Annotated in this window: 15 protein-coding genes; 6 read left to right on the top strand and 9 right to left on the bottom strand. The window is 68.0% G+C overall.

Annotated features, from left to right (window positions below):
• Nucleotides 1-33: 33 nt before the first annotated feature.
• Nucleotides 34-1,062, top strand: coding sequence for an aminotransferase class V-fold PLP-dependent enzyme (locus tag AWC03_RS24240; RefSeq protein ID WP_085243244.1), 1,029 nt, complete (start codon nt 34-36; stop codon nt 1,060-1,062).
• Between the two features lie 53 nt (nt 1,063-1,115).
• Nucleotides 1,116-1,952 carry an SDR family NAD(P)-dependent oxidoreductase gene (locus AWC03_RS24235; protein WP_085243243.1) on the top strand — a complete coding sequence of 279 codons (837 nt, stop codon included), beginning with the start codon at nt 1,116-1,118 and terminating at the stop codon, nt 1,950-1,952.
• A 7-nt stretch (nt 1,953-1,959) separates the two neighbouring features.
• Here AWC03_RS24235 and AWC03_RS24230 read toward each other — a convergent pair whose 3' ends face one another.
• The gene (locus tag AWC03_RS24230) at nt 1,960-2,565 is read right to left on the bottom strand and encodes a TetR/AcrR family transcriptional regulator (RefSeq protein WP_158090002.1); all 606 of its coding nucleotides are present in this window, start codon (nt 2,563-2,565) and stop codon (nt 1,960-1,962) included.
• Between the two features lie 231 nt (nt 2,566-2,796).
• Between AWC03_RS24230 and AWC03_RS24225 the strand changes: the two genes are divergently transcribed.
• On the top strand, nt 2,797-5,199 hold the full coding sequence (locus AWC03_RS24225; RefSeq protein WP_085243241.1) for a xanthine dehydrogenase family protein molybdopterin-binding subunit: 2,403 nt from the start codon (nt 2,797-2,799) through the stop codon (nt 5,197-5,199).
• A gap of 9 nt (nt 5,200-5,208) precedes the next feature.
• Here AWC03_RS24225 and AWC03_RS24220 read toward each other — a convergent pair whose 3' ends face one another.
• From AWC03_RS24220 to AWC03_RS24190, 7 genes are read right to left on the bottom strand one after another with little or no spacing between them, the layout of a single operon-like run.
• Nucleotides 5,209-6,114 (bottom strand): DUF1028 domain-containing protein, encoded by a 906-nt coding sequence (locus AWC03_RS24220; RefSeq protein ID WP_158090001.1) that lies wholly within the window; start codon nt 6,112-6,114, stop codon nt 5,209-5,211.
• Complete coding sequence (locus AWC03_RS24215; protein ID WP_085243239.1) at nt 6,111-6,500, bottom strand: SCP2 sterol-binding domain-containing protein; 390 nt, start codon at nt 6,498-6,500, stop codon at nt 6,111-6,113. The genes AWC03_RS24220 and AWC03_RS24215 overlap by 4 nt, the downstream gene beginning before the upstream one ends.
• Nucleotides 6,497-7,027: a (2Fe-2S)-binding protein gene (locus tag AWC03_RS24210; RefSeq protein ID WP_085243238.1), complete on the bottom strand. Its 531-nt coding sequence runs from the start codon at nt 7,025-7,027 to the stop codon at nt 6,497-6,499. Before AWC03_RS24210 ends, AWC03_RS24215 begins: the two co-directional genes overlap by 4 nt.
• Nucleotides 7,024-7,887 (bottom strand): FAD binding domain-containing protein, encoded by an 864-nt coding sequence (locus AWC03_RS24205; RefSeq protein WP_142278510.1) that lies wholly within the window; start codon nt 7,885-7,887, stop codon nt 7,024-7,026. Before AWC03_RS24205 ends, AWC03_RS24210 begins: the two co-directional genes overlap by 4 nt.
• The gene (locus AWC03_RS24200) at nt 7,887-8,699 is read right to left on the bottom strand and encodes an alpha/beta fold hydrolase (protein ID WP_085243236.1); all 813 of its coding nucleotides are present in this window, start codon (nt 8,697-8,699) and stop codon (nt 7,887-7,889) included. Before AWC03_RS24200 ends, AWC03_RS24205 begins: the two co-directional genes overlap by 1 nt.
• 32 nt (nt 8,700-8,731) lie before the next feature.
• On the bottom strand, nt 8,732-9,172 hold the full coding sequence (locus AWC03_RS24195) for a nuclear transport factor 2 family protein (protein WP_085243235.1): 441 nt from the start codon (nt 9,170-9,172) through the stop codon (nt 8,732-8,734).
• Nucleotides 9,173-9,199: 27 nt separating this feature from the next.
• Complete coding sequence (locus tag AWC03_RS24190) at nt 9,200-10,180, bottom strand: LLM class flavin-dependent oxidoreductase (RefSeq protein ID WP_158090000.1); 981 nt, start codon at nt 10,178-10,180, stop codon at nt 9,200-9,202.
• 150 nt (nt 10,181-10,330) lie between these two features.
• On the opposite strand from AWC03_RS24190, the gene AWC03_RS27680 reads away from it, so the two are divergent.
• From AWC03_RS27680 to AWC03_RS24175, 3 genes are all read left to right on the top strand, one after another.
• Nucleotides 10,331-10,963, top strand: coding sequence for a TetR/AcrR family transcriptional regulator (locus tag AWC03_RS27680; protein ID WP_085243344.1), 633 nt, complete (start codon nt 10,331-10,333; stop codon nt 10,961-10,963).
• The gene (locus AWC03_RS24180) at nt 10,960-12,168 is read left to right on the top strand and encodes a metal-dependent hydrolase family protein (protein ID WP_211279282.1); all 1,209 of its coding nucleotides are present in this window, start codon (nt 10,960-10,962) and stop codon (nt 12,166-12,168) included. Before AWC03_RS27680 ends, AWC03_RS24180 begins: the two co-directional genes overlap by 4 nt.
• A 171-nt stretch (nt 12,169-12,339) precedes the next feature.
• Entirely contained in the window at nt 12,340-13,404 is a 1,065-nt protein-coding gene (locus tag AWC03_RS24175; RefSeq protein WP_085243232.1) for a Glu/Leu/Phe/Val dehydrogenase family protein, read from the top strand.
• Between the two features lie 7 nt (nt 13,405-13,411).
• On the opposite strand, the gene AWC03_RS24170 is transcribed toward AWC03_RS24175, so the two are convergent.
• Nucleotides 13,412-13,882: an Lrp/AsnC family transcriptional regulator gene (locus tag AWC03_RS24170; RefSeq protein WP_065446231.1), complete on the bottom strand. Its 471-nt coding sequence runs from the start codon at nt 13,880-13,882 to the stop codon at nt 13,412-13,414.
• Nucleotides 13,883-13,984 lie beyond the last annotated feature (102 nt).

Below are 13,984 nucleotides of genomic sequence, written 5' to 3'. Positions count from 1 at the left end.
CGGCAACGATGAGCGGTTAAGGAGGGCGGCACGGTGAAGCGTGCAGCATTCGGTACGACATTCTTTGGTGCTGAGGGTTTCCTGGACACGGCCACATCTGGGCTGCCGCCTTGCTTTGTCGCCGATGGAATGCACGAATGCGTGCGGTCGTGGGCGCAAGGACGCCTGCAGATGAGCGCATTCGACGCCCCCATGAGCGCCAGCCGCGCCGCGTACGCCGCCCTGATCGGCGTAGATGAACACCGGGTGACGATGGGCACCAGCGTCTCGTCGGCCATTGGCCTGCTGGCCGCGTCGATACCCGACGGCAGCCGGGTGGCGACCTTGCGCGGCGAATTCACCAGTGTCATCTTCCCCTTCGCCGCCCAAGCTGCGCGGGGAGTCACGGTCACGGAGTTGCCCGGGGGCCGGCTCGAGGATGCGGCGGGTGACTTCGACGTGGTGGCAGCCAGTCTCGTGCAATCCGCCGACGGAGCCGTGCTGGACGTCGAAAGGTTGCGTCGCAACGCCGCCGAATCCGGGACGATCACCGTGATCGATGCGACACACGCGCTGGGCTGGAAGAACATCGAGATGCCGTGGGCCGACGCGGTGGTGTCGGTCAGCTACAAGTGGCTGCTCGGGCCGCGCGGTGTGGCGTGGATGTCGTTGAGCCAACGCCTGCTGGATGCGCTGATACCGCACCTGGCCAATCCCTATGCGGGGGAAGATCTATGGTCCTCGGTGTACGGCCTACCGATGCGGCTGGCCGGCGGTGCACGGCGGTTCGATGCGGCGCCGGTGTGGTTCAGCGTCTTGGGAGCGGGGCTCGCGCTGCCCTGGGTGGCGTCGCTGGACCGGGGCGCGGTGGAAGCCCACGGGGTGGGTTTGGCGAATCGGCTGCGAGCCGAACTCGACATGCCCGCCGTCGACTCGCCGATCGTCTCCGTCCCGGGCTCCCACGACGCCGATTCCCTGCGGCGGGCCGGGATCCGGGCATCGGTGCGCGCCGGCTCCGCCCGCGTCGGCTTTCATCTGTACAACACCGATGACGACCTCGATCGGCTGCTCGACGTGCTCTAGCCGGCGCGGACGATCCCCCTGAAGAACGCGGCAACATATTGTGAGGAGCCCACGTGAAAGAACTGACCGGCAAGACCGCCCTGGTCACCGGAGCGTCCGGCGGCATCGGCCGCGCCATCTGCCAGGCGCTCGCCGATGCCGGCGCCGCCGTGCTGGTTTCTGGTCGACAAAGCGGTGCTCTCGACGAGCTCGTTGCCGAGCTGGGCGCGAACCATGCACGCGCACAAGCTATTCCGACCGACCTGACGGACCCCGCGGCAGCAGACGACCTGCTCGGCCGCGCCGAGCGAGACTTCGGCCCCGTCGACGTTCTGGTCAACAACGCCGGCGTCGAACAGCCCGCCGCGTTCACGGACATGACGCCCGACGACATCCGCACCATGGTCGAGGTCAACTTGACCGCCACGATGCTCCTCACCCATCGGGCCCTGCCCGGCATGCTCGACCGTGGGCGTGGCCATATCGTGTTCGTCTCCTCGGGACTGGCGAAGATGGGCAGCGCCTACCAAGTGCCCTACTCTGCGACGAAGGCCGCCCTGCTCGCGCTGACACAGGCGCTACGCGCCGAATACCGTCACACCCCCGTCGGTTTCTCCGTCGTGTGCCCCGGGTTGGTAACCGGTGCCGGGATGTACCAACGGATGCTCGACAACGGATTCTCCGCCAGCCCCTTGCTCGGCACGACCACAACCACTCGAGTGGCCCGCAAGGTCGTCGCGGCCATCCGCCACGACCGCCCCGAAGTGCACGTCACCGGCGCGCCGGTCCGCCCCATTGCCGCAGCCATCCAACTCAACCCGCGATTGACCGAAATGATCACGGCCCGTGCCGGCATGACCGAGCTGTTCCGTCGCGTCGCCGCCAGCCGCGCCGAAACCAAGAAGACCTGAACCGGGGTTACGTCGCCGCGGCCGACCCGTACAGCGTGCGGATCCAGATGGTCGCCAGCGCTTCGGTGACCGCCGCCGGGTCGCTGAACGGAGGGTGCCCGAACGATACGAGCAAGTACCGCTCGTTCATCCACGTGAGCGCACGGGCCACCTCGTGCGGCTCGGTGATGTCGCTCCGTCCGGCCGCGACGTCCGCTTCGATTCGGCGCGCGGTTGCGCTGAGAAGGCGGTCGGCCAGGCGGTCGTAGAGCGCGCCGATCTCTGGGTCGTGCCGGGCGGTATCGGAGATGGCCTGGATGAGGCGACCGTGCTCGACGAAAACCGTTGTCAGGCCGCCGAGGCTCGCGCGCAGCTCGGCCACGGGGTCATCGGCTGGTGCCATCCAGTTGTCGGCGACGTGATCCAACTCGAGTCCGACGTCGTCGAGCATCGCCATCAACAGGTGCTGACGGTCCTCGAAATGGCGGTAAAAGGCGGTGCGCGCAACATCGGCGGCCGAGGTGATGTCATCGAGCGAAATCTCCGCCCAGCGTTGCTCTTCGAGCAGACCGTGCGCGGCGTCCAGCAGCCGACGGCGGGCATTGCGTCTGCGCTCGCGCCGGCGCGCCTGCAAATCGCTTTGTCGAGTAGTCAGGAGCGCAACCTACTTGCGGTAATGGGCGGGTCCGCGCGACCGACCGTCGTCGCAGACACCCGATGGGCATGACGTGTCTACCCCGCCAGCATATCGGACGCCAAATTGAACGTCGTTATTGACATGCTGTCACACGCGTCGTTACGTTTGCTTGCGAGCCGGTCCGGACGTATCGGTCAAGACCCAGAGAAGGGGCGTGTGCACCTCGCCATGACCACTGCGCGCCAGGTCGGCCAGAGCCCGCCGGGGCTCAACCTGCGGCGACTGGCCGCCGGAGGCGGCCGCTATCTCGCCGATGAGCAGGCCGCCGGCGAACTGCACCTGGTGGTGGTCCGCTCCCGCGAACCGCACGCCCGCGTCTCGGTCGACACGCGCAAAGCCTGCACCGCTCCCGGCGTGCGCGCAGTTCTGGTCGGCTCAGACGTCCGTTCCGCTACCGAACCGATGGCGATGATGTGGACGACACAGATCCAGGCCGACGCACCCACGTGGTGTCTGGCTGGCGACCGGGTTCGCTATGTGGGTGAACCGATCGCGGCCGTCGTCGCCGACGACGCCTACCTCGCCGAGGACGCCGCCGAGCTCGTGGACGTCACCTATGAGCGGCTGCCCGCGGTGGTCGAGGCGAGCGCCGACAGCGAACCGCTTCTTTATGACGACTGGCCCGACAACGTCTTCGGCCGAACACGTTTCGAGGCCGGCGATCCCGGCGCTGCTCTCGCGGGTGCGGCGCTGATCGTCGCCGGCCGGTACACCAGCAATCGAGTCGCCGGGCTCTCACTGGAGACACGCGGGGTGCGCGCCATATGGGATATCACCGGCGAGTCCGTCACATTGTGGACCTCGACGCAGGCGCTGCATCAAGTGCGCGCCTCTTTGAGCGCCACACTGCGAGTGCCCGAGAGCCGCGTCCGCGTGATCTGCCCCGATGTCGGCGGTGCATTCGGTAACAAGACGTGCGCCTACATCGAGGAGACCCTGGTGGCCTTCGCCGCACGCGTCGTCGGCCGTCCCGTCCGTTGGATCGAAAGCAGATCCGAGGCGTTCACCGCCACCGTTCACGGGCGCGGAACGGCGGTCGACCTCGAGTTGGGGCTCAATGCGGACGGCACCATCACCGGACTGCGGGCCACGGTCGTACTCGATTGCGGGGCAACGCCATATATGGCCGGCGCCGGGTCCGGGGTGGTCACCGCGGCCATGCTGACCGGCCCGTACCGGGTCACCGACGCGCTCAGCGAGCTGGTCGCGGTGGTGACCAACAAAACGCCGATCGGGGCGTACCGCGGCTTCGGCATGCCAGAAGCCACCCTCGCGATCGAGCGAGCGCTGGACGAGGGGGCGCGACGCCTCGGCATCGATCCGATCGAGATCCGCCGCCGCAACCTCTTGCGTCCCGACGAGTTGCCGTATTGGACCCCCGCGATGATGTGCCTGGACAGCGGGCGCTACGGCGAACTGCTCGACCTCGTCGCCGACCGCGTCGACTGGCCGCGGGCACGCCGCGAGGCCGCCGAAGCCCGCGCCATGGGGCGGCTGGTTGGCGTCGGCATCGCCTGCTACGTCGAGGCTTCCAATTTCGGCCCATCGGCGGCCGCGGCGATGATGGGCATCAACAACCCCGGCCATGACCGCGCGGTGGTCCGCATGGACGCGTCGGGCCTGGTCACGGTGCTGACCGGGCAGATCCCGATGGGCCAGGGACTCGAGACCGTCCTTGCGCAAGTGGCCGCCGACGAGATCGGCGTTGCGCTGGAATCGGTTTCGGTCATCTGCGGCGATACGCAGGCCTGCCCGTACACCGGCTATGCCAGCGGCGGCAGCCGCGGCGCCGGGGTCGCCGGCTCCGCAGTCATGATGGCCGCGCGCGGGCTTCGGGAACGGATGCGAGAAATCGCCGCGCACCTGCTCGATGCGAGCGATCAGGCGGGTGTCCTCGACAGCGATTCCGGCTTCGCCGATGAGTCCGGCGCCCAGGTCAGCATCGGTCAGGTCGCCGAAGCGGCTTGGCGTGCAATAGATCTTCCGCCCGATACCGAACCCGGGCTCGAGTCGGCCTATACCTACGATCCGCGCAACTTCGCTTTCACTTTCGGTGCCGTCGCGGTCGTGGTCGAAATCGATCGCGACACCGGCGCGGTGTCCTTACCCAGGGTGGTATTCGGGCACGACTGCGGCCGCCAGCTCAATCCCGCGCTCGTCGCGGGACAGATCCAGGGCAGCACCGCACAGGGCATCGGCGCGGCGCTGTATGAGCAGCTGCCCTACACCGACGATGGCCAACCGGTGGTCCAGTCGATGTGGGACTACTTCCCCCCGTTGCCGGCCAACGTGCCCCAGGTCGAACTCGTCCACCTCGAAACACCCTCACCCTTCTCACTCAACGGCGCCAAAGGAGCCGGTGAAAGCGGCGCCATCCCGCTGCCCGCGGCGCTGGCCAACGCGATCCGCGATGCCATCGGGGACGAACACGCCCACATCGTCGACACCATCCCGATCACCGCCGATCGGCTACTCGTCGCGATAGATTCGATGACCTCCCGCCCCGCACCAGAGCCACAACCATCTGCGCCCCAGCGGGTATGGGCGACAGGTGGCGGTAGCGGTTTCTGAGAAACTAAGTCAGGGCGGAAACGCTCTCGGTGTGAGGATTCCGGCGTCGGCCAACCGCGAGAAGAATGTCACCAGCCGGGGATTGTGCCGGGTAGCGGTTTCCAGAAGTTGTCTGGCATCGTCCGTTCGTCCCCAGCGCGCCTGCAGCACCGCTTGCCAGAACGTCGCCTCGGGGTTGTCGCCCAGCACCCTCGCCACCGTGGCCAGCGTTGCGGCGGCGGAATTGTAGACGCAATCGGGCTGCGGCGGGCCGAGGATCGGGCCTTGCGGATCGAACACCACCCGCGACATGTCGTCGACCGCGTCGTTGATGTCCAGCAGCCGGCTCAGTTCCCCGATGGGGTCCCGATCGTCCTCGACGCGCAGATCTCGCACGATGCCATCCCATGGCGCATCGGTGGGTGCGCCGTCGACGACCAGAATTGCGGCCGATTGCCGCCCGCGAATGTCACCGCCTGCCTCATCGGCGGCCTGCAGGCCGGCCGCGAGGCGGTGGGCCAGGTCACCGCGTGCGCTTTCGAAGCCATGCACCATCGCCTGCGGCACGCCGTCGTTGTCGAGCATGTTGCCCAGCCCCACGACGTGCTCGCCTCGGGCCACGCCCGCGGCGCCGACACATCGAGTGCCGCTGTGTATTCCGAATTCCCCCGCCGCATCCAGGAACGCGACTTGTCTGATCTCGCGGTCGGCATCCGACCGCAGCAGTTGCCGCAGTGCATCGGGCGCGCGGCTGCCGGCCCGCATCAGGGCCAGGCCGCGCGGCCCGTAGCCGCGGAGCGCGAACGCCTGTGTCGCCACCGCGCCGGTACCGGCTTCGGCCCAGGTCACTACGGAGCCGACGCCCATGTAGTGCGACTGCGATGCGACGCCGAGATGGCCCGTGACCGGATCGCGGGCAAGCAGCGAGAAGGTCAAGAGAAGTCGGTTTCCTCGCAGAGCTGTGTGAGATGCCGCTTGTATTCGGCTGTTTGGGTGAGCGGCATCAGCTTGCCGAGCTTGGCCACGTCACCGGCCAGCTTGATGCGCCCGTCCATGAACGCCGTCGTCGGGGGCAGTTCGCCACGCAGGATTGCGACGGAGTCGCCGAACGACGCCGTCATGGTGCCATCGGCGGCGGGGTCGTCACCCAGCTGCTGTTCCACGGCGCGGCCGTCGCGGACGTCGGCGTAGTAACGGATTTCGCCTCCGCCCGGGGCGTTGGTGAGACGGTATTGCACCCGGGCCGTAGCGCCGGGGCGTACCGCGAACGACTGCTGGAGCGCGGTCTGCCGGGTCAGCCATTCCTGAGATGCGTACTTCATCGTGCGGCCTCCGTCGGGGGTTGTGGGTTGCTGCTGTTGATTACCGCGATCCTGTCGGCCACCAGTTCCTCGGCCGCGGCGATGATCGGCGCGTACCCGGTGCAGCGGCACAGCGATGAGCTCAGGTGTTTGCGTATCTGGATGGCCGTCGGGCGCCTGCCGGCGTCGACCTCGGCAAGCAGTTCCTCGATCAGGACCACGAAGCCGGGTGTGCAGAAGCCGCACTGCAATGCGTGATGCCGCACGAGGCAGTCCTGCACGTTCGAGGCATACCCGGGCGGGCTGAGCCCTTCGATCGTGACGACGTCGGTGTCGTCGGCCTGGACGGCCAGCATCAGGCACGCACGCGCGGAACACGAGTCGAGGAGCACGTTGCACGCGCCGCACAACCCCTCGCCGCAGCCGATGTGCGTACCGGTGAGGCCGAGCCGCTCCCGCAGGAAGTCGACGAGCGTCATTCGCGCGGGCACGTAGGCGCGCACCGACCGGCCATTCACCCGAACTTCGATGGCCACACCGTCGGTCATAGCAGGTCCTCCCGCAGCCGACGCAGCAGGCGAGCGACGATCCGGATCGCCAGCCGTCGACGATGATCGGCGCACGCCCTTGTGTCGCCGCGGAATTCGAGTTCTGCGGCAAGCGAGCGGCTCGCGTGCTCGATCGCGGGGTCATCGAGCGCTCCCGTCAGCGGCGCGGTGATACGCGACGGGGCGCGCGTCGGTTTCTGCCCCTCGCCGCCCACCCCGATGCGCACATCGGTTGCCCCGTCGGCGCCGAGGCGGGCGCTGACCGCGGCGCTCAACAACGGGGTGTCACCCGCACCGCGAATCGTCACCTTTTCGAAATGCCCCACGGTGCCCGCCTGCGGGCGGTCGTACCGCACCGTGTGCAGCAACTCGTCGTCCTCGAGCGCGGTGCGACGCGGAGCCAGGAAGAAGTCCTCCGCGGCGATGCGACGCAGGCCGCGCGTCGAGATCGCGGTCACCTCGCCGCCGAGGAGCACCAGACACACACCGAGCTCCGCGGCGGGGTTGGCGTTGGCGAGGCTGCCGCAGACCGTTCCGCGATTGCGGGTGGTGACCTTGCCGACCCCGGGCAAGGCTTGCGCGAGCACACCGAAGCCCTGCAGCGCGGGATACAGCTCTGCCGTTCGCTGCGTGACCGCGGCGCCCATCCGCACACCGTCTGGCGTGGCGGACAATTCGTGAAGTTCGGCAATTCTGCAGATGTCGACGAGGCGGCGCGGGCGATCCAGCCGGCGCACCAGCCGCGGCATCAGGCTCTGTCCACCGGCCAACACCCGCGTCCCCTCGGGGTCGCGACCGAGCTCGGCACACGCTTCGGTCACGGTGGACGCCGCCACATAGTCGAACACTGCCGGGCGCATCACGAACCTCGCGCAGCCGGGGATTCGTGCGACGCGTCGGCCCGACAAATGTGCTCTTCGAGCAGCGCCGCAATTCGTTGGGGGTCCTCGATGTGTGCCATGTGCCCCAGCCCCGCCAGCACCATGCAGTCGGTGCGCAGGGCGGTGGCCAGTGCCGCCCCCAGTGCGGGAGGACAGGTCCGGTCGTGCTCGCCGGTCAGCACCCGGGCCGGCGCCGCGGCCCGGGCGGCGGCGGCCGAGACGTCGGCGGCCAACGCCGCGCGCAGGATCCGCTCGATCACCGCCTCGTCGCGAAACGCGGCCAACCGCACCGATTGCCGCAGCATCTCCTCGTCGGCATCCGGCCCGAAGCTCACCGCGGCGGCCTGCTCGAAAAACGACTCCGCGCCCAGCCGGCGCAACTCGGCGACGGCGGCTTCGGCATCGGCGGTGCCGGCGACGCTGAGTGCCCCACCGACGAGCGTCAGCGACGCGGCACGATCGGGCTCGGTCGCGGCCAGCGTGACGCAGACGCCCGCTCCGAACGAGGCGCCGACCAGGTGAGCGCGCGTGATGCCCAGTGCGGACATCGCCGTGCTGACATCGGCGGCGTAGTCGGCGGCTTCGTACGAACCTCCCGGCTCCGAATCGCCGTGGCCGCGAAGGTCGACGGCAAGCAGCCCGCGACCGGCCACCAGGCCGGCGACCGGCGACCATTGCTCGGCGACTCCGTTGATGCCGTGCACGAACACCAGAGGCGTTCTGGGCGAGTCGGATTCGGCCCACAGACAGCTGAGGCGCCCGGCCGGACCCGCCACGAAGCGTCGCCGCACCGCCTAATCCCCCTCGCGCGGGGGCGGCAGGGTCATCGTCCGCCCATCTGGTCGGGCACGTGTGCCGAGAAGTGGGTGTGGACCAGCCGCCATTCGCCGCCGCGTCGCCGCCAGATCTCGGTGCTGCGCATGCCGCCGTCATAGGTGCCCAGTTCACCGAAATCCGCTTGATAGTGGCTCAGGTAGGTGACCCACGCGACGTCGCCCTCGACCTCGACGCGTTCATCGCGCAGTTCGGCGCTCACCGCCTGCTCGTTCATGTTGGCCGACAGGGTGTCCCACAACGCGGCGATGTGGTCCTGTCCGACGTAGGCGGAGCCGTTGAGGTTGTACCAAACGAGCTCGCCGGGGTTGGCGCTCACGCGCCGTCTCAGATAGCGCGAGTCCAGCGGGCTGTTGGCGTCGACGAATTCGCGGTGCAGCCGCATGATTTCGGCGGCATCGCCCTCGCGCACAGTGGCGCCCTGTGTCATCTACGTTCCGTCCTTCAGGGTCGGTATTCAGGGTTTGGTGGCCATCGCGGGCCGGTTCTCGGCCAGCAACCGGACCAGATCGGGGACCTCGGCGGGCGGCATGAACGGGGCTATGGCGACCTCGTCGACGCCGGTTTGGGCGTAGGCCGCCAACGATTCGCCGACGCCATCGGGAGGGCAGACCATTGCCACGGCATCGATGACTTCCGGGGTGAACACCTTGATCGCCGCGGCCGGGTCGCCGGAGGCCACCGCCGCAACCAGGGCCCCCGGCGGGATCGCGCCGGCCGCAAGGTATTCCGTGGTACCCGCGTCGAATGTCGACAGCAACGAGGCCACCTGCAGCCGCGCACCGTCGATGTCCTCGGTGATGAAGGCGGGAACCACGACAGAGATCCGGAAGCTTCCCCGCGGCCGGCCGGCCGCGGCCAGCGTCTCCTCGACCCGCCGGACGGTCTCGGTCAGGTAGGCCCGCGACGAACCGGCGCTGAGGCACACACCATCGGCGTATCGCGCCGCGGTCTCCACCATTTTCGGGCGCACCGCCATGATGTCCAGTGGCGGTGGCGCCGCGTGCGGGTTCAGCTGGTACCGCGCGAAGGCGAATCCTGGGTAATCGCCTGTCAGTTCGACGCCGCCGAGTGCGGATCTGAGCGCCTGGTGCAGCGCGATGGTCGAGGCGATCGGTCTGTCGATCGAGCGTCCCAGCCTGGCGATCATGTCCGGCACGCCAGTGCCGATCGCGGCACGAATCCGGCCGGGGGCGATCTCGGCCAGCGACGCAAGTTCCATTGCCGTGACCCCGGGGTGGCGGCCCGCGGGATTGATGCCCATCAGCGCCAGCTCCAGCCGCTCGGTTTCCCGCAGATAGACCGTCGCGGGCACAACCGCGTCGTGAGCGCAGATGTGTTCGGCGTACCAGATGCCGTCCAGTCCGCACTCCTCTGCGGCGTGGACCGCCGGCAGGTCGGCGAAGATCGAGCCGAATCCGGTGAACGACAGACTCAATCGCACGAGGCTCAAACCCCAATCTATGGTGCGGGACGCGGTTGCGCGGACGCGTGGTTCCGCGTGGGTGCCCATCACGTAACTACAAGTGTGACACTGTGTCAAGAACGATGTTTCACTTGATGTGCCACGTGTGCGAGACTCGACCTCATGACCACCCGCCAGACGGACCTGCAAGCGCGTCGCCGCGAGCACCGCCGCAACGCCCGTCGCCGCATCCTCGACGCCGCGCACGCCCTGCTCGAACAAAAGGCGTGGGCGGAGATCTCGCTCGACGACATCACGTCTGCCGCGGACGTTGCGCGCACGGCCTTCTACCGCCATTTCGACGATCGGCAGAGCCTGCTGATGGCAATGCTCAGCGACGTCGGCCTCGAATTGGACCACGTGGCCGACAACTGGTTGGCGGAGTCGGACGATCCGGTCGCCGAGCTGCGCCGCAGCCTGCAGACGCTCACCGCGCTATGGGTCGAGCACGGACGGCTGATCGAGGCGATCTCCGACAGCGCCCGGCACGATCCCGAGATCGGCGCGCTCTATCGGGAGCTCGCCGATCGCCTCGCCGAGCAGACCGCGCGCCGCATTGCGTCGGATCTGTGCGCGAAACGCACCCACATCACCGAGCCGGCGGAAGTGGCGCGGGCGCTGACGTGGATGAACGAACGTTATCTGATCGCGGCGTTCGGTCGGAGGCCGATCACCGACCCGGCCACCGCCGCGGCGGCACTCACAACCGTCTGGATCAACACGTTGTACGGGCCGTGCCCGACGGATCACACGTGACGGCGCGACTCGTGGTCCGGGGCGGCCACGTCTTCGATCCGATCGGCGGGACGGCGGGGCCCGCGGACGTCGCCGTCGAGGGCACCCGGATTGTCGACGTCGGCGTGGGGCTGGACGGCGACACCGCGATCGACGCCACCGGCCAACTGGTCGTTCCCGGCTTCATCGACTGCCACGTGCACGTCATGCTCGACGACGTCGACACGTTGCGGCTGCTCCAAACGCCATTGTCGCTGCGGTTCTTTCAGGCCGCGCGCAACCTGCGGCTGACGTTGCGCGCCGGCGTGACGACAATCCGGGACGCCGCCGGCGCCGACCTGGGTGTCAAGCAGGCACTCGCCGCCGGGCTCGTCGAGGGTCCCGACATGCAGATCGCCATCGGAATGCTCAGCCAAACCGGCGGCCACGGTGACGAATGGCTGCCAACCGGCGAGTGTGTGCACGCGTTGTGGCCCACCTATCCCGGCCGGCCGTCGACCGTCGTCGACGGCGTTGACGAAATGCGCCGCGCGGTCCGCGAACTCGTGCGCGCGGGAGCCGACGTCATCAAGGTCGCGACCACCGGCGGGGTGATCAGTCCACGAAGCGATCCGCGGCGCGCACAGCTCGCCGAGGACGAACTCGCGGTCATGATGACCGAAGCACGCGCCGCACACTTGCCGGTGATGGCGCACGCACAGGGCGCGCAGGGCGTCAAAAACGCGGTCCGGGCCGGGGTGCGCTCCATCGAACACGGTGTCTACCTCGACGAAGAGGCCGTCGACATGATGGTCAAGAGCGGAACATGGCTGGTTCCAACACTATCCGCCCCGTACGCGATCCTGCGACAGGCCGACACCTCGGGCGGCATCGCCGAGTCGACGCGCGAGAAGGCCGTCGCGGCCCTTGAAGCGCACGAAGCGTCCGTGCGGCTCGCCCACTCCGCGGGTGTCCGCATTGCAATGGGTACCGACGCCGGCATCTGCCGCCACGGCGAGAACCTCCGCGAGTTGGAACTCATGAATCGGCTGGGGATCTCGGCCATCGACGCGCTGCGTGCCGCATCGACGTCGGCGGCCGAACTGCTCGACGCGGGCGCGTACATCGGTGAGCTGTCCCCGGGCAAGCGGGCCGACATGGTGCTGCTGGAGGGCCCGGAGATCTCGGTGCAGGGGCTTCGCGAACGCGTACGTCTGGTCATTCATCGCGGCAAAGTGGTCGGGTAGGCGGCTCAGCAGACCGTTCACCGGGGGCTGCTGCCAACCCACCAAAGCAACAAATCCTCCGTCTATTTCGCCGCAGTGGAGCATTCTGTCCGAATTATTCGCGCCGATCTCGCCTGTCCGTCCGCATCGCCCTAGCGTCGCTACACGTTGGTCGATACGAAAGGCTTAGTCATGAACCCCGATGACGCACTTCGGTGGGAGGGCGAACTGACGCTCACCCGCCATGACGCCGACACCGGCACGACTTTCGTGATCCGGGTCGATTCGATCCGGCACGGCCGCGCCGCGGGCGGGACGCGCGCAGCCCAATACGCCTCGCTCACCGACGCGCTGGCGGACGCGGCCCGTCTGGCCGAGGCCATGACATTGAAGATGGCGGTGAGCAACCTACCCATGGGCGGTGGAAAATCCGTCATCGCCCTGCCTGCCCCACGCCAGGACATCGATGCGGCGACCTGGAAACGAATCCTGTACCTGCACGCCGAAAACATCGACAGACTCAATGGCGCCTACTGGACCGGTCCGGACGTCAACACAAACTCCGCGGACATGGACGTCCTCAGCAACACAACGGACTTCGTGTTTGGCCGCTCGGTCGGCAGGGGCGGCGCCGGGTCGAGCGCGGTCAACACGGCAGTCGGAGTCTTTGAGGCGATGAAAGCCACCGCGCGGTTCGGCGGGATGGGCGGCTTCGAGGGCCTGACCATCCTCGTCCAAGGCCTTGGCGCGGTCGGCGCCCACCTCGCGACGATGGCGGCCCAGGCCGGCGCGCGCCTGCTGGTCGCTGACGTCGACAGCGAGCGGATCGCCTGGGCGCAGGAGTTCGGGTGCACCCCGATCCCACCCGCGCGGGTATCCACCACCCCATGCGACATCTTCGCGCCCTGTGCGATGGGTGCCGTCATCGACCGCGCCGTCGCGCGGCGACTCAGCGCCTCCGCGGTTGTGGGTGCCGCCAACAACATCCTGGCCGAGGACGAAGCGGGGTCGGTCCTGCGTGATCGCGAAATCCTGTACGCCCCCGACTTCGTCACCAATGCCGGCGGCGCATTCCACCTTGTCGGCCGGGAGGTGCTCGGGTGGGATGCCGACGTGGTGGCAGATAACACCAGAGCCATCGGACGGACGCTGACGCAGGTCTACGAAATCAGCGTGGCAGAAGGCATTCCCACCGATGCGGCCGCTCGAACTCTGGCGCGCCGCCGCACCGCCGCACCCACATCCCTCGCCGGCTGAGCACGAATCACAGCCATTCGCGACTCAGGTCACTCCACTCCTCGAACACCAGCCACGTGCGGCTCGAACGGATTCCGGCCAGACTGTGGATCCGGTCGAGCACGACGTTGCGAAGGGTGTGGTTGTCGGGGGCACGCACCACCACCAGCACATCGAAGTCTCCGCCAACCAGGGTGAAGCGCTCGACATAGCGCAGCGTCTTCAACTGCTCAGACAGGCCGCGCCAGGAATCCTGCAGAATCGTCAGGGCGATCAACGCGGATGTGGCAAACCCGGCCTTCTCCATGTTGATTCGTGCGGTGAAGCCCTCGATGACGCCGGCCTTTTCCAGCCGTTCGACCCGTGCGTAGACGTGGGTACGCGAGACGTGTGCGCGCTGCGCCAATGCCAGCATTGACAAGCGGCCGTCCTTGACCAGCTCTTTGATCAACCTGCGGTCGACGTCGTCGAGTTGAACGTGTGTCACCGCGTCATCCATTTGTTTACCGCTCGCTTCCGCTCGGCCATCGCACTGAACAATTTGTTGCCGCTTGCCGGGATAGACAGCAATCCGTATTCATTATGACCGATCTCGTTGTCA

It is taken from the genome of Mycobacterium europaeum, assembly GCF_002102155.1.
GTDB classification, from domain to species: domain Bacteria; phylum Actinomycetota; class Actinomycetes; order Mycobacteriales; family Mycobacteriaceae; genus Mycobacterium; species Mycobacterium europaeum.
Note: the sequence above shows the minus strand (reverse complement) of the source record. Positions and strands in the feature narration are given on the sequence as shown.